This window comes from Halovivax asiaticus JCM 14624 (genome assembly GCF_000337515.1).
Taxonomy (GTDB): domain Archaea; phylum Halobacteriota; class Halobacteria; order Halobacteriales; family Natrialbaceae; genus Halovivax; species Halovivax asiaticus.
Genome location: NZ_AOIQ01000014.1, coordinates 92,322 through 106,842 on the forward strand (window position 1 = coordinate 92,322; position 14,521 = coordinate 106,842).

Below are 14,521 nucleotides of genomic sequence, written 5' to 3' on the forward strand. Positions count from 1 at the left end.
CGACCCGGCAAGTGCCGCCCCACCAACCGATCGGTCGCCCGTCGTTCCGGCGAACAGGGGTGCAGTCACCCTGGAAACGGTGATCTCGACACGTGACCCAGTCTTCCGCATCGACGTCGTCCGGCACTACTGCTGGCAGCTGTCGACTCTGTGGGCTGGCGACTCCCGACCCGCCGATCACCGACGACGAGGTTCCCGGCCACTTCTGCTGTGACGGCTGTCTGCAGGTAGCGAGCGCGCTCTCCGATCTCGACGACGTCGACGAGACGAGCGTTCGCGAGCGGGTCGAAGGGCCACCGGACGGGTGGGACCGCGACGGAGCCGCTCGTTCGACGGACGCCGACCGGCCGGGATCGACGGGCCCCGAAACCGACACTGGCCACCAGGAGACGGCCACCGGCGACACCGTCTCCGACGCCAGGGCCGGCGAACACACCTTCCTCGCCGTCGACGGGATGCACTGTTCGACCTGCGAAGCCTTCCTCGAACTGCGAGCGGAGGGCGTGGAGGGTGTCAGCGAGGCCACGGCGAGTTACGCGAGCGACACCGTGCGCGTCGCGTACGATCCCGAGCGCGTCACCGCCGAGGAACTCCCCGACCGACTCTCCGGCTACGGCTACGAGGCTCACGATCGGGACGGCACCGTCGGCGACACCCACGGCGAGGAGACGGTCGGCCGGCTCCTGCTCGGCGGCCTGTTCGGCATGATGGTCATGCTGTGGTACGCCATCTTCCTCTACCCCGAGTACCTCGGATTCGACCCCGTGGTGAGCCTGGGCGGCCTCGTCGGGCCGTACCTCTACGGAAACATCTGGCTCATGACCTCGATCGTGCTGTTCTACACGGGGTATCCGATCCTCAGGGGCGCCGTCGTCAGCCTGCGGGCGCACCGGCCGAACATGGACCTGCTGGTCGCCACCGCGGCGCTGTCGGCGTACGCCTACAGCACACTGGCGATGGCCCTCGGCGGCCCGCACCTCTACTTCGACGTCTCCGTCGCGATCGTCCTCGTCGTCACCGCGGGAACCTGGTACGAGGGGCGGGTGAAACGTCGCTCGCTTGGCCTGGTCCGCGACCTGACCGAAGGCCGGGTCAGCGAGGCGCGAGTGCTATCGGCCGTGGACGACGCCCCGCCCGACGCCGGGGCGTTCGAGACCGTCCCGATCGAGGCCGTCGAGCCGGGCGACGAGCTCCTCGTCAGGCCGGGCGAACGGGTGCCCCTCGACGGCACCGTCGCGACCGGAACGGCCGCCGTCGACGAGTCGCTGCTCTCGGGCGAGGCGCTCCCGGTGACGAAAGCCCCCGGCGACGACATCCGCGGCGGGACCGTCGTCACCGACACGCCACTCACCGTCACCGTCGGCGAGACGGCCGAGAGCACGCTCGACCGACTCGTCGAACTCCTCTGGGACGTCCAGAGCGCGACACCGGGCGTCCAGCGCCTGGCCGACCGCCTGGCGACGATCTTCGTCCCGGTGGTGCTCGGTCTCGCCACCGTCGTGACCGCCGGCTCGCTGTGGATGGGCGCGGCGGCGTCCGACGCACTTCTCGCCGGGCTCACGGTCCTGATCGTCTCCTGTCCCTGTGCGCTCGGGCTCGCGACCCCGCTCGCCATCGCCTCGGGCGTCGGCGCGGCCGCCGACCGCGGGATCGTCCTGGCGAGCGAGCACGTCCTCGAAGCGGCCCCCGAGGCCGACGTCGTCGTCTTCGACAAGACGGGAACGCTGACGACCGGCGAGATGACGGTCCGCGACGTGGTCCCGGCGGACGGCGAGGCTGCGTCGACGCTCCTCGAACGAGCGGCCGCGCTCGAAGCGCACTCGGCGCACCCGATCGCCGACGCGATCGTGGCTGGAAGCGAGGAAGACAAGACTGGTGACGTGGCGGAGCGCGACGAGCCCGTCGGCGATGCGGCGACGCTACCCGACGCGAGCGACGTCGAGACGCACCGCCGCGGCGTCTCCGGGATGGTCGCGGGCGAGGCGACAGTCGTCGGCCACCCCGCATTGTTCGACGAGCGAGGGTGGGCGATGCCGGACGGCCTGGTCGGAGACGTCGAGTCGATTCGAGCAGAGGGCGACGTCCCGGTCGTCGTCGGCTGGTCGGGTCGGGCTCGCGGCGTCGTGACCGTTGGCGACGAGCCGCGGCCAGGCTGGCGCGAGACGGTCGAAGTACTCGCCGAGGACCGGACGGTCACCGTCCTGACCGGCGACGAGGGGGCGAGCGCCGACCGTTACCGCGAGGTGGCAGCGATCGATCAGGTGTTCGCGGGCGTCCCGCCCGAAGGGAAGGCCGAGACGGTTCGCCGACTGAGCGCCCGCGGGACCGTGGCCATGGTCGGCGACGGCAGTAACGACGCGCCCGCCCTCGCCGCGGCCGATCTGGGGATCGCCATGGGCAGCGGCACCGACCTCGCTGGCGACGCCGCCGACGCCATCCTCACGACCGACGACGTGCGCGACGTGCCGGCCGTCTTCAACCTCGCGAGCGCGACGAACGGCCGCATCCGGCAGAACCTCGGCTGGGCGTTCGTCTACAACGCGGTCGCGATCCCGCTGGCCGTCGCGGGCCTCATCAACCCGCTACTCGCCGCGGTCGCGATGGCGACGAGCAGCCTGCTCGTCGTCGGGAATTCGACGCGATCGCTTCCGTAACCGATCGATCGGGGTGTTCGACCGACCGCACGGCCGATCGAAACGAGCGGAGCGATCGAATTATGTCGGAGTCGTTTCAGCCACCTGCTGGTACACCGAGAGGGCAGCCAGTACCAACCCGGCCAGCAGTGCCCCGTACTGGAGGTACCAGACGGTCGATCCCAGCAGCGTCAGCCCGACGACAGTGAAAGTCATTCCCGCAACCAACAGGACAACCCAGGTGTGCTCTCGGTCTGACATACCGCACGGTGGGAATTCACGGCAGAAGAAACCCGTTGTTTTCACGAGAACTAACCGAAGCGTCCCGACCAACCGACACGCGTCGAAGTGCCGCCGATCGAGCCGTTCCTCACATTTCGTCAGTAGAAAACGAACCGTGATCCGATCCGTTTCACAGGTCCAGTAGAGAACAGCAGGACCAGCGGAGAGGGCCGTCTACGGCCCCGCGAACGAAAAGTCGACGGCGTAGTAGACGTAGAGCTGCCCGAGGCCGGCGAGGACGAGGAGGACGCCGGCAGCCTGTTCGAGGCGGCCGCGGTGGGCCATCACCCAGTCACCGCCCGCCGAGAGCCCCGTTCCGGCGGCGACGGTGACCGAGACCATGAGGACGGCGACGGTCACGACGTAGCTCCCGATGACGGCCAGCGCGTACGTCGCCGAGCCAGAGAGTGCCAGTCCGGAGACGGCGATGACGGCCGGCGCGACGCAGCCGGCGGAGGCGGCGGCGTAGCCGGCGCCGAAGAGGCCAAAGCCGAGGATGCCGGTCCGGCGCTCGGGTAGCTGGATCGACAGCGACGGGGCGCGATCGAAGACGATCAGGATCCCGAGCGCGACCAGCGCGACGCCGACCGCGGGTTCGACCACGGACAGGACGTCGGCGACGCGAGAGCCGATGGCGTAGGTCGCCGCGAGGAACGCGCCCAGCACGACGACGGCACCCGCCCCGGCGACGAGACCCCGAACGACGGACCCGACGAGCGTGGATTCGCCCTCCGAACGGCCCACGTAGAAGCCGACGTATCCCGGGAGGAGCGCGTACGCACAGGGCGAGAAGAACGTCAACACGCCGGCGGAGACGGCGAAGCTGACCGCGCCGATCGTCGTGAGATCAGCCACGGTAGCTCACCCCGCCATCGGTCGGCGTGGCCGCAGCGTGAGGCCGGACACCACCATCGGTCGACGGGGCCCCGACCAACGTCCACATTCGGGCGTCGACCGTCGCGCGTCGGGGAGTGTCGGGACACATGCGTCGATCACCTGACCGTGCCGCCGGCCGCCTCGATCTCTTCGAGGATGGTCTCGGTCGAGACGATGCCCGTGTGCGTCCACTGGGTCACGCCGTCGGCGTCGATGATCGCCGTCGCCGGCGTCGCAGCCGACGTGAGTTGGACCTGCACCTCGAACGTTCCGTAGCCGATCGGCCACTCGCCGCCGCCGAACTCGCGCCACGTGTCTTCGATGTACTCGGGGGAGAAGTCGTCTGGACCGACGTCTTCCGCGGTGATCGCGACGAACGCGACGTCGTCGCCGGTTCGTTCGGCCGCCGCGGTGACCTTCGGGACGGCGTCCGGACAGACCGTACAGGTCGTCGCCCAGAACTCGAGGACCGTTACGGTGTCGGCGATCGGCACCGTGACCGGCTCGCCGTCGCTCCAAGAGAGGTCGACCGTTGGGACGGTGACCGGCTCGTCGATCTGTGGGTTCTCGTTCGAACCGTCCGACGACGAGCCGAAACTGGGAAAGCCGCCGACTGCCAGGGCTCCGCCCGCCCCCAGCACGCCCAGACTCGCCGCGCCGGCGATGGCTTCCCGTCGCTTCATGGATTAGCCTTCGATGACCGCGAGCATGTCGTCTTCGATGTCCGTCGGGGTGTAGCGATCCGTCGCGCCCGGATACGACCGTTCGACGATCCCGTTCTCGTTCACGAGCAAAATGAACACGAAGTGTGTGAACCCGTACTCGACGTCCGGATCCGTGCCCTCGGCCGCGATCTCCTCTGCCGGCGCCTGCTGGATCGGCAGGCCGAACCGGCCGCCCTGCCGCTCGAAGAGGAGTTCGTGTGCCGCCTCCTGTGTCTCAGGACGGAGGAAGAACCAGTCATCGGCCGACGGGTCGACGTTTCGATCGGTCAGATACGTCCGGAGGATCTCGGGCGTGTCACGCTTTGGATCGAACGTGAACGGGGCGAAGGCCGCCTCGTCGCGATAGCCCGCGTCGCGAACCCCCTCGTTGATCTCGATGAGGTACCGGATGAGCCCCGGGCACGCGCCCATGATACAGTTGGTGTAGACGAAGGTGTACAGCTGGACGCGCTCGCCACGGAAGTCCTCGTCGGAGACCGGTTCGCTGGAGAGGGCGTCGGAGACCGAGTAGGACGGGATCTCGTCGCCATACGTCGGGTGACTGGCTTCTCCACGTGTCTGGTCTGGCGGGGGGAGGACGGCCCCATCGGCAGTCTCGGGTTCGTCGGCGGTCGCTGCCGAAAACGGTTCGAGACAACCCGAAAGCGCCGACAGCCCCCCAAGGCCGCTCGCGCCAAGATACGTGCGCCGCTTCATGCTCGATCCTGAGGAGACGAGCGGTAAAGAAGGGACGGTTGTTCCCTGAACGTGGGAAACGGAGCGCAGGAACGGTCTAGCGTGGGTTTGTGTCTGTCCCCCGCACAGTTCGACGATGGGCCAAACCGGGCCACGAGCCAGGAGTCTCGAGAGTCACGAGCGAGGTCGATACATCGTTCCGCCCGGGTGTACCAGGACCGAACACGGCACGTCAGCGACGGGAGTCAGGCTTCGTGGAGCGTCACGTCGATGGCGCCCTCGTCGACCTCTACGGTCAGCATCGTCGCCCGCTCCGCAGGGTCGGCGCCGGTGACGGACCCAGGGTTGAGCACCCGGACGCCCTCGTAGACGGCGTCTTCGACGCGGTGGCTGTGGCCGCCGACGCCGACAACCCCCTCGCCGTCCCACGAGCGAGTACGGGCGCGAGCCGTATCGGCGATGGCCCGGTTCCAGTCCTCGCCGCTCATGACGAATCCGTCGTCACCGTAGACGGCCGCTTCCACCGGGTTTAGCGTCCCGTGTGTCACGACAAACGTGACGCCGTCGATAGTGAGTTCGGCGACCGACGGCAGTCCCATATCTGCCGGATCGGCGTTTCCATGAACGGCCGTAAGTGCCGTCGCGAGGTCGCGGACCTCGTCGAGCACCGCCGGCGTCTCGAAGTCGCCGGCGTGGATCGTGTGCTCGGCATCGGCGATACGCTCGCGGAACGAATCCGGAATGTCGGCCTCACGTTCGGGAATGTGAGAATCAGCAATGATCGCGAGTGTCACGTTCCGGAATCGATCGGCCTGTTGAAAAATCTGCTGGGAGCAGCTTTCGAGTCGGCGACCGCTCCGGCCGGCAATTCGGCCCGGCGACCGGCACGGAGGACGATTCGGCTCGGCGATCGGCCGGGCCGTTCGCAGGCCGACCCTATTTCTGAATCGTCGGTGGCGACAATACGGTATGCATCGGATACGAATCCTGGCGCTCCTCCTCGTGACCCTGGCGATGGTCACCAGCGTTCCGGCCGCGGGAGTGGCGGTGGGTGGCGACGAGACACGGGCGAGCGGTGGCGTGACAGCGGCGAGCGACGACCTGCACGCGGTTGGTGACTCGCCCGCAGCACAGGCGCAAGGACAGACAAACCAGTCACAGGACAATCAGTCCGGGGGCGAGCAGGCGCGAAACCGCACCGATTGTAACTACGTCTCCCTCTACGAGGAGACGATCCCCTCGATCGTCCAGATCCAGCTCGGGCAGGGACTCGGCTCCGGGTTCGTCTACGAGACGAGCGAAAACGCGACGTACGTCGTGACTAACGAGCACGTCGTGGGCGAGAACGAGTCGGTCGGCATCAGAGACAGCGAAGGCGGCCTCCACAACGGGACGGTCGTCGGCGCGTCGGCGTTCGCCGATCTCGCGGTCGTCCGGGTGAACGCCACATCCGACGCCCTCGAACCGCTCGATGTCGCGAACGAGACGCCCCAGCCCGGTCAGCGCGTGGCGGCACTCGGGAGTCCATACGGCCTCGAAAGCACCATCACCTCGGGCATCGTCAGCGGGGTGAACCGCTCGATGCCGACCGAGGCGGGCCGACTACCCAACACGATCCAGACGGACGCACCGATCAATCCGGGCAACAGCGGCGGCCCGCTCGTCGACTGCGCCACCGGTGACGTCCTCGGCGTCAACCGCGCCGGTGGCGGCGAGAACATCGGCTTCGCGATCTCGGCAGCCCTCGTCGATCGCATCGTGCCCGAACTGATCGAGACCGGCGAGTACGCCTATCCCTACCTCGGCGTTCGGGCGCTCCCGCTCTCCCAGCCCATCGTCGAGGCGAACGACCTCTCGGTCACCGAGGGCGTCTACGTCGCCGGCGTGCTCGGCGCGACACCCGCCAGCGACGCCCTCCAGGGCGCGGACCAGTCGGTGCAGGTCGACGGCGCGACGGTCCCCGTCGGCGGTGACGTCATCGTCGCCGTGGACGGCCAGTCGGTGTCGACGCGGGACGACCTGCTCTCGTACTTGCTGACCGAGACGGCACCCGAAGACACGATCGAACTGACCATCGTCCGTGATGGGCAGGAACAGACCGTCGAGGTCACGCTTGGGGAACGACCGCAGATGAACGGGGCGTGAGGGGATTCGGCGATTATCGAAAGTGAGAGACTAAACCATCGATCCAGACACCAGATGGTTTCTGGTCTTCGTCTTGGTCGACGGGGAGACGCCACGCTGGGCGTCGTACCGTTAGAAGCGTTAGTATTACCAGACTAGCGCTCGACGAGTGGAGTCTGACTGTCGGGTCCGTCGTGATCCCACTGATCGTCGATACGAGGGAACGTTTGCGATATACACTCGCAGTAGGCAGGTATTCCCAGCATGTGTAGGAGGCGAAAACTATACAGTAGTACGCCAAGAAGTTGGAGACGAGAATGACCCTAACGAATATCCCGACCGTCGACGATCTGGTCGAAACGACCGGTCAGTCGAAAGCACAATTGCTGAAGGATCGGGAAGCCGTTAGAGAGATGGCGGACACTGACGGGGACGAGTAATACTCTATTTCGAATCATGAGTGGCGTAGACGGCCGCGATGGTGAAGACGAGGAATTAGAAACCATCGACCGGGCTATCGAGGAAGCTCTCGACTGTCACTTCACATCGCTCGAAGCCGTGAGAGAAGCGCTTCAGACGTAGGGCCCGGCAAGCCCGCTATTCCGTTTCGTCGAGATGGGTTTCGAGCGACGCCGTGTCTCCGTCCTTCGCGGCGTCGATGCCCGCTTTCAGTGGGTGGACTGACTCCTCGGGATCGTCCGCCTGCTGATCGCCATCTGGCGGGTCAGACTTGCTCATGCTAGCTTCAGTTCATCCTTGGTTCGCATAACCGTTCCCCACGCTCCAGAAGCCGGTAGGGAGTCGACTGTGAAATCCGGACGGCAGGAGCGTTCCGGTCAGCCGTCAAATGCAGACAGGGTTGGATGGGTAACGGGCAGTGACGCACCGTTATTCGTGACCAAAACCAAACCTGCATTCATTTCGCGAAAGATGGCCCTAGGCGCCGCGAGACCAGGAATACCAGAAGCGGCTGCACAAAATCGGCCACAGACACAAAATCCACCCACTATCCAGTAGATATATTACATATTGGCGCGTATCCAAACCCGGAAGCTCGCGTCTCCATCACGTCGCGGGGGCATGCGCGAAGAGGAAATGCCCCGGGTGTCCTAGCACCCGAGACGTGGCTTCCAGACGAGAGCCTGGTTGCCATGTTCCGAAAGACACCTTCGAGACAAAAAGGTCTCGCACGCCACTGGTTTAGAGAGTCGTATCGCTACCCGTCGTTCAGCTTCGTTTTCGGGGATGGGGGCCGAGTGTCACCGCATGGTTCGTGGAGGCGGACCGGGGTGACCTCGGATGAAATCCGTCGAACGGACGCGCGACGGGACCGGCGATGCGCCTCGCTCCCAGGGGTGTTACCGGTGTGATCGGAACGTGGCACCATCGCGGCTCTTTCGGGTAGACGTCGAGCCGCCGGAGGTGCTGGAGGCCGAATACAGGCACGCCGTTCGGTACTGCTGTCCGCACTGTGCCGCCGCGATGAATCTCTCCGAGTTTTCGGATCGGGTGAAACGGCAGGCGGGGCAGAGCTAACCAAGACGAAGCAATCCCGTTCAGCGGTCGCGGTTCGCCTCTTCTTCTTTCAGTTTCCGATTGAATGCGTCGCCGTCTCGCCCCTCGTGGACGCGCCGATGGCAGTTCGGACAGAGAGCTATCACGTTATCGGGATCGTCGGGACCGCCGTCGCTGCGGCGGGTGAGATGGTGTACCTCCAGAAATGGCTCGCCGCCGCTGTCGAGAAACGGCGCCTCGTCGCCGCAGCCCTGGCACACGCCGTCGGCCTGGCGAAGCGCGTACTCTTGGACAATCCGAGAGCGCTGGTACGATCGGCGAGTTGCAGTCGTGGTCGATCTCGATTCGTCGCCGCGGACCGTCGGGGAGCTCTGCTTCGCTTTTTCGTAGAGGTGATCCAACGAGAGCGATTCCGGTGACCCTTCTGCAATCTCCACATCCGTCCCGCCGACCGGCGCGAGCGTAAAGCGGATCGCGTCCCTGTCGGTGCCCGTCTCGTCCGGAAGCGCGTCGATGACGTGCTTTTCGTACTCGTATTCGCCGAGATAGGTGACCAGCCACGGCATGTCCGTCGACTCGAAGAGGTGGAGCGATTCGCCGTTCTCCCGATGGTGGCGAATCGCCGCGTTGCCGCCGTCCATCGTCATATCGCCCTCGACGCCTTCGCCCGTGTAGACGAACCGGTCGTCCGGGAGGAACGTGTCCTCGTAGCCGTACGCCGACCCCGATTCGCCGGTAAAGAGCATGACTATGTCCAGCGCACTCGGTGTCGCGATTCCCTTGTACCGTTCGCCTTTCAACACATCGTGGATGAACCACCGGTTGTACATCTCCCCGACTCTGAAGTTGCCGTCCTCGATCGGGATGGAGTAGACACCATCCGATTCAGGGACCAGATCGAGAGCCCGCAACCACTCCAGATGCTTCGCGATGACCCCGTCCGAAAGCTCGTAGTCCGGAAACGCCTGCTTGAGTTGGTCCCGAATCGCCGAACTGGTTCGTGCGCCGCTCGAGATCGCGCGACAGATCTCCCGAAAGCCGTCCACGTTCGTCGCCAGCCCTTCGTACATCACGAGCGGTTCGTCCCGTTGCCAGAACACCTCGCCCTTGTTCGTCGGGCGGTAGCGTCCATCAACCTCCTCGATCAGATCGATCTGCTCGAGAAACGCAATATTCCGGCGGATAGCCTGTGACGATCCCGCAGGCGTCTGCTGTTGAACCCAGGCCTGAAGGTCGGAGTGAGACGGCGTTGACTCCGAAATGTGCTGGAGCGTAGAGTGGAGATACGACAGCCGACCGTCGACCCCACCGAAAAATCGTTCGGCAGTCATCCGAGCCATATAATATTCGGCTAGATAGGCAATTTGTCTTATAATATTTGGCAATTCTGTACTATGGTAGGAATATCAAAGCCATTTTCCCGGCATAGATTTAGTAAATTCCGAAGTCAGAGGTTGACTTCCAGACGCGCTCGTACCAGTGGACGCAACCGCCCCAGATTGCAGTCATGCGAGTGGGTCTGCCCACGGAAACCCGGAATTGAAAGCCAATATCTTCCTCACGCCCCCAGTTCCAACTTGATCGCCCGCTCACGACAACTCGACAATTCCTCCACCCCGCCGACCCGTTCCCTGAGATCCGGAAACGAGCATTCGGCGACATCGAACCGAACCTGTCCCTCGGCCCGCCGGCATCGCAGGTACACCGGCACCAGTTCGATCTCAGCAGGGACCGAGTCGGCGATGGCCAGCAGCGGGTACACCAGTTTGTGCTTCGCGAGCGACGCCCGCGGACCGGTCTTGGCCTCGATGACGAACAGCGCCAGCTCGCCGTCCCGCCGTTCGGCGAACAGCGTGTCGATCTCGACCTGGCCCGATCGATGCCGAACCGGTTCCGGCAGGTCACTCCGCGGACGCACGTCGAACGAAAACGTCGACTGGCCAGTCGCCGGCGGTGCCAGCGCCCCCGTCCGATCGAGATCAAGAGCCTCCGAAAGTACGCCGGACGCCAGTCCGAGGTTCACGAGTGAAGATTCCGACAGCGAAGGGAGCAACTCGAAGCTCAACAGCCGCTCCCGATCCACCGGCCCGTCCATCGACGTCGCCTCGACCCCGCCGAAGAGCGCCTCGTCCTCCAGAAAGAACTCTCCGACGCCGTCGCGAGCCTCGACCAGCACGAAGCCCGTCCCGCGGCCGTCGGGCGTCGACCCCATCCGGAGGACCATCACGTCCTCGTCTCGCAACTCCGGATCCAGATCCGCGAGCGAATCCACGGAGATGTGTCGCGGCGTCCGCCCCGCCTCGATCCCGTGGCGGTCGACGTAGCCGCGAAAGGACGTCGGGCCAAAGACGCCCTGCTCCGACTCGCGTAACTCCGCAAGTGCCGACTCGAAGACCATGCAGTAGTCGTCCCGTTTTCGAGAGTATACGTGAAGCCACTGGCCAAGCGGGCATCACGTCGTTACACCGTGGCACGCGTTCACCGCGGTGGGTGATCAGGAGTGGATGTCTGGGACGCGGACGTATCCGAGCGTATCGAAGTCACAGTCGAACGAGAACACGTGGTCGATATCGTGCGTCTCTGCCAGTGCAGCCGAAAGGTGATCGACGAGTGAGATGGTTTGATCGTCGTATCGAGCGAACGTTTCGCACGCGGCCTGAAAGGAGCGCTGTTCGTCTGACAGCACGACGAACAGGTCGCTGTTTCGGATCGTCGAAAGCGCCGTCGACGCGGCGGTGTGGCCGATATTGTACAACAACAGCCGCGTCAATTCGCCGAGGACGTACCGGCTGGTGTACAGTGGTCGATACCGAAGTGAGCCCTCGCGAATGCGCGAGAGAACGGAGACCGTTCGGTCGTGGTGTCTGTCTGCTGAATCGAATCGGGCGTAAAGCGGGCCGGTATCCACGAACAGTGGGTGAAAATCGACGGTGGAGTCGTTCATCGGTCCGAGTCGGCCGTTCGGTCGAGCGCGGCATCGACGTCGACGGAGGTGTCGTCTAGCCCGCTCGAAAACGAGGGTGCGGTAAACAACGGATCCTCGGTTGGGACGGTGTTGGAGTCCCCCGCCAGTTTCGCGTCGAGAGCAGCGAGTGCCTCCGTTCTGGTCTTTCCGCGAGCACTGACGTTGGTCCCCTCGTCGGTCGCCACCCACCGCTCGTCCTCGTAGGTGAGGTGGATGGCCGTCGATTCGGGCGTGTCACCTGTGTCGGTACTCATTGGACTGGGGTGGAGTGGAGTCGGTTGCGACGTGGTCGGCGGGGCGTTCCTAAACGATTGTTGGGCACGATCGCATATAAACCTCCGCCGGTCGTGTCCGATAGAATCGATTACGCGAGACGCGTTCAGAAGAAACGACTCGAGTGAATCGCCTAGACCCGTTCCGATCGGCCGTCGTCGACGATCGACTGAAGGGAGTCACCGCCGCTCGTTTCCTGCCTGACGGCCTTCAGGTCGACCGTTCGGTCGTGGTCGTCGATCACCGCTCGCATCCGCTCTCGAAGGGCCTCCGTTCGCGAGGTCCGAATCGCTCGCCGACCCAGATCGGCGACATCGTCTGCATCGCTCATACACCAGTGTTAATCGCCATCACGTAAGAACCTGTGGTTAACTGGTTGACACCAGGGCGTGCGCTCGTCGGGTATCGGGCAGTACGGCAGTTTGGCGAGCGCCTGCCTACCAAACCCCAGAAGGAAACGAACACCAATCTTGAGGGGAGGAGTCGCGACGCCGATGGAACGACGCTGAATCGCAGGTCGATTGCCTCGCCTGTCTGGCCGAAGACCCGGATACATGGCAACTAACGCACTCCGGTTGGTACTCGACAGGATACGGGACCTTCCATCTCTCCCGCTTACTAGCGAATCGACGGAGCCAATCCCTGACCAGAGCCAACCATAGTCGCCGCTCGCTGTCGGTTCGTGATCAGCGGTCCAGCATCGATCGGGCGACGTAGACGAGTGCCAGTACGACACCGATCGCGAGGGCAGGAGCGAAATTGGCGACCAGTTCCCGGTCGATCGGCCTGTTGGCAGAGAGCACCGCGCCGGCGATGATACCGACGATGACGAGGAGACTCACGCCGAGCCACAGGGGGGCAGCGTCAGTTCTGATGTCGGTTTGGCGTACAGATACCAGAGAAACAGGAGAAATACTCCGAACGTGCCGATTATCGTGGCGATTCCCTGCCTGCTAGTCGGGTCGTCGAGGCGCTGGAGCGCCATCGCGAGGAAGATCAGTCCGATCACGACGATACCGACTAGCTCGACGTGATCGGGAGCGATCCATCCCGACTGCGTGCTCATCTACAAGAATGTCGTGACTGCAATCCCAATAGTTGTTACATTCTCTATCGGCTGGATCGACAGGAAACGGACGATCGCTCGAAAATACGGCGGCTCCGACGCATTGCGTCCGTGAATAACTGGCGAGAACGGCCTCCCGTGGGTCAAGCAGAGGGAACAGCTACCTCGATCGACCCAATACACAAGATACCGTAGGTTTTCCAATACACCCAATACACTGGACGACGAAGTGCTATTCATGTCGATCGACATCGAGCAGTTCGAGGAAACCGATCCCGACACGTGGGAGGAGCCCACGAACGGCGAGCGGGTCCTCGCATTCCTCGCAGCCCGCGACGATCGCGCCTGGAAGGCGGGCGAGATCGCCGATCGAGTCGGAATCGCCCAGGGGTCGATCGGGCCGGTGCTGGTCAGACTCCGCGAACAGGACCTCGTCCGACACCGGGGATCGTACTGGGCGATCACCGACGATCGAGATCGGCTCTACGATGCGGCCGCCCTCCACCGCATCACGGCCAGTCTCGACGAGCGCTTCGGATTCGAAGACCGAAGCGAGTGGCTCGCCCACGCGGCGGACCCAGCCGATGGAGACGAATCAACTGGTGAGGGGAGTGGAGCACGAGACCACGAATGACGCACGACCGTGGCGCAGTCGTCTGGTGTCGCGATCCGTTCAAGACCGATCCGGACGCCGGTCGACCGTGGGTCGTCGTGAACAACGGATCGCACCCGTTCGACGACGAACAGTACATCACGCTCGCACTCTCGACGAGTGGGCACGACGGAGCCATCCCACTATCCGACGAGGACTGGATCGATGGCGGTACCCCACGACGAAGTTACATCCTTCCCTGGTCGACGCACTCACCGAAAGAGCGCGACGTCGAATTTCGACAGGGACACCTCACGCCTGACGTCGTAAACGCTGCACTCGAGGGACTGTTCTCGTACGTCGACGGCGAATAATCGACCGTCGGCCCCGACCACCAGAGCCGATTCACACGACTCTCGAAGCGCCGGTTCGAAGTCGACGACCGCTACTGCATCGTCGACACGGACGCGCCCTCAGGGCCGAAAGGTCACGGACTGTCCCACCGAACCTGTTCGAGCCGTCGACGTTCATCTCTCCATTGTGAAAATAAGCGCTATTAATACACCAACCACGTGATTTTATGAGCGACGAGTCACACACCCCGCGTGCAGCATGAGTGACTCAGATACCACCGACGAAGCGCTTCGACGCGTCCGAGACACGTTCGAGACGGCCGCGAACGAAGCCGACGAGATGAGCGAGACCGCTCGTCAGGAAGTCACTGATGCGATCGATACGCTCGAAGAACGCATCGGCGAACTTCGAGAACGCCTGTAACCGCGGCGAGGCGGCTCG

21 protein-coding genes are annotated in these 14,521 nt (G+C 64.3%); 8 read left to right on the forward strand and 13 right to left on the reverse strand.

Annotated elements, in window-relative coordinates:
* The first annotated feature begins 92 nt into the window (after positions 1–92).
* Positions 93–2,654 (forward strand): heavy metal translocating P-type ATPase, encoded by a 2,562-nt coding sequence (locus C479_RS08050; protein ID WP_007700706.1) that lies wholly within the window; start codon positions 93–95, stop codon positions 2,652–2,654.
* A gap of 60 nt (positions 2,655–2,714) precedes the next feature.
* Here C479_RS08050 and C479_RS08055 read toward each other — a convergent pair whose 3' ends face one another.
* From C479_RS08055 to C479_RS08075, 5 genes are all read right to left on the reverse strand, one after another.
* Complete coding sequence (locus C479_RS08055) at positions 2,715–2,894, reverse strand: hypothetical protein (RefSeq protein WP_049907167.1); 180 nt, start codon at positions 2,892–2,894, stop codon at positions 2,715–2,717.
* Between the two features lie 195 nt (positions 2,895–3,089).
* The gene (locus tag C479_RS08060) at positions 3,090–3,770 is read right to left on the reverse strand and encodes a cytochrome c biogenesis CcdA family protein (RefSeq protein WP_007700709.1); all 681 of its coding nucleotides are present in this window, start codon (positions 3,768–3,770) and stop codon (positions 3,090–3,092) included.
* A 137-nt stretch (positions 3,771–3,907) separates the two neighbouring features.
* Entirely contained in the window at positions 3,908–4,474 is a 567-nt protein-coding gene (locus C479_RS08065) for a TlpA family protein disulfide reductase (protein ID WP_007700712.1), read from the reverse strand.
* A 3-nt stretch (positions 4,475–4,477) separates the two neighbouring features.
* Positions 4,478–5,212 carry an SCO family protein gene (locus C479_RS08070; protein ID WP_007700715.1) on the reverse strand — a complete coding sequence of 245 codons (735 nt, stop codon included), beginning with the start codon at positions 5,210–5,212 and terminating at the stop codon, positions 4,478–4,480.
* Between the two features lie 224 nt (positions 5,213–5,436).
* Positions 5,437–5,985, reverse strand: coding sequence for a metallophosphoesterase family protein (locus tag C479_RS08075; RefSeq protein ID WP_007700719.1), 549 nt, complete (start codon positions 5,983–5,985; stop codon positions 5,437–5,439).
* A gap of 175 nt (positions 5,986–6,160) precedes the next feature.
* On the opposite strand from C479_RS08075, the gene C479_RS08080 reads away from it, so the two are divergent.
* The 3 genes from C479_RS08080 to C479_RS16910 all read left to right on the forward strand — a co-directional run bounded on the left by C479_RS08080 (position 6,161) and on the right by C479_RS16910 (position 7,897).
* Complete coding sequence (locus tag C479_RS08080) at positions 6,161–7,336, forward strand: S1C family serine protease (protein ID WP_007700721.1); 1,176 nt, start codon at positions 6,161–6,163, stop codon at positions 7,334–7,336.
* Positions 7,337–7,632: 296 nt separating this feature from the next.
* Complete coding sequence (locus tag C479_RS16905; RefSeq protein ID WP_007700723.1) at positions 7,633–7,755, forward strand: hypothetical protein; 123 nt, start codon at positions 7,633–7,635, stop codon at positions 7,753–7,755.
* A gap of 16 nt (positions 7,756–7,771) precedes the next feature.
* Positions 7,772–7,897, forward strand: coding sequence for a hypothetical protein (locus C479_RS16910; protein ID WP_275039661.1), 126 nt, complete (start codon positions 7,772–7,774; stop codon positions 7,895–7,897).
* A gap of 15 nt (positions 7,898–7,912) precedes the next feature.
* Here the strand turns inward: C479_RS16910 and C479_RS16240 are convergent, their stop codons facing one another.
* The gene (locus C479_RS16240; protein ID WP_161607165.1) at positions 7,913–8,053 is read right to left on the reverse strand and encodes a hypothetical protein; all 141 of its coding nucleotides are present in this window, start codon (positions 8,051–8,053) and stop codon (positions 7,913–7,915) included.
* A 561-nt stretch (positions 8,054–8,614) separates the two neighbouring features.
* On the opposite strand from C479_RS16240, the gene C479_RS08085 reads away from it, so the two are divergent.
* A complete protein-coding gene (locus C479_RS08085; protein WP_007700725.1) occupies positions 8,615–8,851 on the forward strand; it encodes a hypothetical protein in 237 nt (78 codons plus the stop codon).
* 20 nt (positions 8,852–8,871) lie between these two features.
* Here the strand turns inward: C479_RS08085 and C479_RS08090 are convergent, their stop codons facing one another.
* The 7 genes from C479_RS08090 to C479_RS08115 form a co-directional block, all read right to left on the reverse strand.
* Positions 8,872–10,161, reverse strand: a complete 1,290-nt coding sequence (locus C479_RS08090; RefSeq protein WP_241430174.1) for an HNH endonuclease — start codon at positions 10,159–10,161, stop codon at positions 8,872–8,874.
* A gap of 227 nt (positions 10,162–10,388) precedes the next feature.
* Positions 10,389–11,228 (reverse strand): DUF6997 domain-containing protein, encoded by an 840-nt coding sequence (locus tag C479_RS08095; RefSeq protein WP_007700731.1) that lies wholly within the window; start codon positions 11,226–11,228, stop codon positions 10,389–10,391.
* Positions 11,229–11,324: 96 nt separating this feature from the next.
* Entirely contained in the window at positions 11,325–11,774 is a 450-nt protein-coding gene (locus C479_RS08100; protein ID WP_007700733.1) for a type II toxin-antitoxin system VapC family toxin, read from the reverse strand.
* Positions 11,771–12,049, reverse strand: coding sequence for a type II toxin-antitoxin system HicB family antitoxin (locus tag C479_RS08105; protein WP_007700736.1), 279 nt, complete (start codon positions 12,047–12,049; stop codon positions 11,771–11,773). Before C479_RS08105 ends, C479_RS08100 begins: the two co-directional genes overlap by 4 nt.
* A 152-nt stretch (positions 12,050–12,201) precedes the next feature.
* On the reverse strand, positions 12,202–12,399 hold the full coding sequence (locus C479_RS08110; RefSeq protein WP_007700739.1) for a hypothetical protein: 198 nt from the start codon (positions 12,397–12,399) through the stop codon (positions 12,202–12,204).
* 355 nt (positions 12,400–12,754) lie between these two features.
* Entirely contained in the window at positions 12,755–12,910 is a 156-nt protein-coding gene (locus tag C479_RS16245; RefSeq protein WP_161607166.1) for a hypothetical protein, read from the reverse strand.
* Positions 12,907–13,134: a hypothetical protein gene (locus tag C479_RS08115; protein ID WP_007700740.1), complete on the reverse strand. Its 228-nt coding sequence runs from the start codon at positions 13,132–13,134 to the stop codon at positions 12,907–12,909. Before C479_RS08115 ends, C479_RS16245 begins: the two co-directional genes overlap by 4 nt.
* A gap of 238 nt (positions 13,135–13,372) precedes the next feature.
* Between C479_RS08115 and C479_RS08120 the strand changes: the two genes are divergently transcribed.
* From C479_RS08120 to C479_RS16515, 3 genes are all read left to right on the forward strand, one after another.
* Positions 13,373–13,768 carry a hypothetical protein gene (locus C479_RS08120; RefSeq protein ID WP_007700743.1) on the forward strand — a complete coding sequence of 132 codons (396 nt, stop codon included), beginning with the start codon at positions 13,373–13,375 and terminating at the stop codon, positions 13,766–13,768.
* Positions 13,765–14,100: a hypothetical protein gene (locus tag C479_RS08125; RefSeq protein ID WP_007700746.1), complete on the forward strand. Its 336-nt coding sequence runs from the start codon at positions 13,765–13,767 to the stop codon at positions 14,098–14,100. Before C479_RS08120 ends, C479_RS08125 begins: the two co-directional genes overlap by 4 nt.
* A 238-nt stretch (positions 14,101–14,338) precedes the next feature.
* Positions 14,339–14,503 (forward strand): hypothetical protein, encoded by a 165-nt coding sequence (locus tag C479_RS16515; RefSeq protein ID WP_007700749.1) that lies wholly within the window; start codon positions 14,339–14,341, stop codon positions 14,501–14,503.
* Positions 14,504–14,521 lie beyond the last annotated feature (18 nt).

What these genes read in the sequence shown, in the direction of transcription:
- C479_RS08055 (WP_049907167.1), bottom strand. Translation starts at nt 2,894, where the DNA reads ATGTCAGACCGAGAGCACACCTGGGTTGTCCTGTTGGTTGCGGGAATG.
- C479_RS08065 (WP_007700712.1), bottom strand. Translation starts at nt 4,474, where the DNA reads ATGAAGCGACGGGAAGCCATCGCCGGCGCGGCGAGTCTGGGCGTGCTG.
- C479_RS08070 (WP_007700715.1), bottom strand. Translation starts at nt 5,212, where the DNA reads ATGAAGCGGCGCACGTATCTTGGCGCGAGCGGCCTTGGGGGGCTGTCG.
- C479_RS08080 (WP_007700721.1), top strand. Translation starts at nt 6,161, where the DNA reads ATGCATCGGATACGAATCCTGGCGCTCCTCCTCGTGACCCTGGCGATG.
- C479_RS16905 (WP_007700723.1), top strand. Translation starts at nt 7,633, where the DNA reads ATGACCCTAACGAATATCCCGACCGTCGACGATCTGGTCGAAACGACC.
- C479_RS16910 (WP_275039661.1), top strand. Translation starts at nt 7,772, where the DNA reads ATGAGTGGCGTAGACGGCCGCGATGGTGAAGACGAGGAATTAGAAACC.
- C479_RS16240 (WP_161607165.1), bottom strand. Translation starts at nt 8,053, where the DNA reads ATGAGCAAGTCTGACCCGCCAGATGGCGATCAGCAGGCGGACGATCCC.
- C479_RS08085 (WP_007700725.1), top strand. Translation starts at nt 8,615, where the DNA reads ATGAAATCCGTCGAACGGACGCGCGACGGGACCGGCGATGCGCCTCGC.
- C479_RS08090 (WP_241430174.1), bottom strand. Translation starts at nt 10,161, where the DNA reads ATGACTGCCGAACGATTTTTCGGTGGGGTCGACGGTCGGCTGTCGTAT.
- C479_RS08095 (WP_007700731.1), bottom strand. Translation starts at nt 11,228, where the DNA reads ATGGTCTTCGAGTCGGCACTTGCGGAGTTACGCGAGTCGGAGCAGGGC.
- C479_RS08100 (WP_007700733.1), bottom strand. Translation starts at nt 11,774, where the DNA reads ATGAACGACTCCACCGTCGATTTTCACCCACTGTTCGTGGATACCGGC.
- C479_RS08105 (WP_007700736.1), bottom strand. Translation starts at nt 12,049, where the DNA reads ATGAGTACCGACACAGGTGACACGCCCGAATCGACGGCCATCCACCTC.
- C479_RS08110 (WP_007700739.1), bottom strand. Translation starts at nt 12,399, where the DNA reads ATGAGCGATGCAGACGATGTCGCCGATCTGGGTCGGCGAGCGATTCGG.
- C479_RS08115 (WP_007700740.1), bottom strand. Translation starts at nt 13,134, where the DNA reads ATGAGCACGCAGTCGGGATGGATCGCTCCCGATCACGTCGAGCTAGTC.
- C479_RS08120 (WP_007700743.1), top strand. Translation starts at nt 13,373, where the DNA reads ATGTCGATCGACATCGAGCAGTTCGAGGAAACCGATCCCGACACGTGG.
- C479_RS08125 (WP_007700746.1), top strand. Translation starts at nt 13,765, where the DNA reads ATGACGCACGACCGTGGCGCAGTCGTCTGGTGTCGCGATCCGTTCAAG.
- C479_RS16515 (WP_007700749.1), top strand. Translation starts at nt 14,339, where the DNA reads ATGAGTGACTCAGATACCACCGACGAAGCGCTTCGACGCGTCCGAGAC.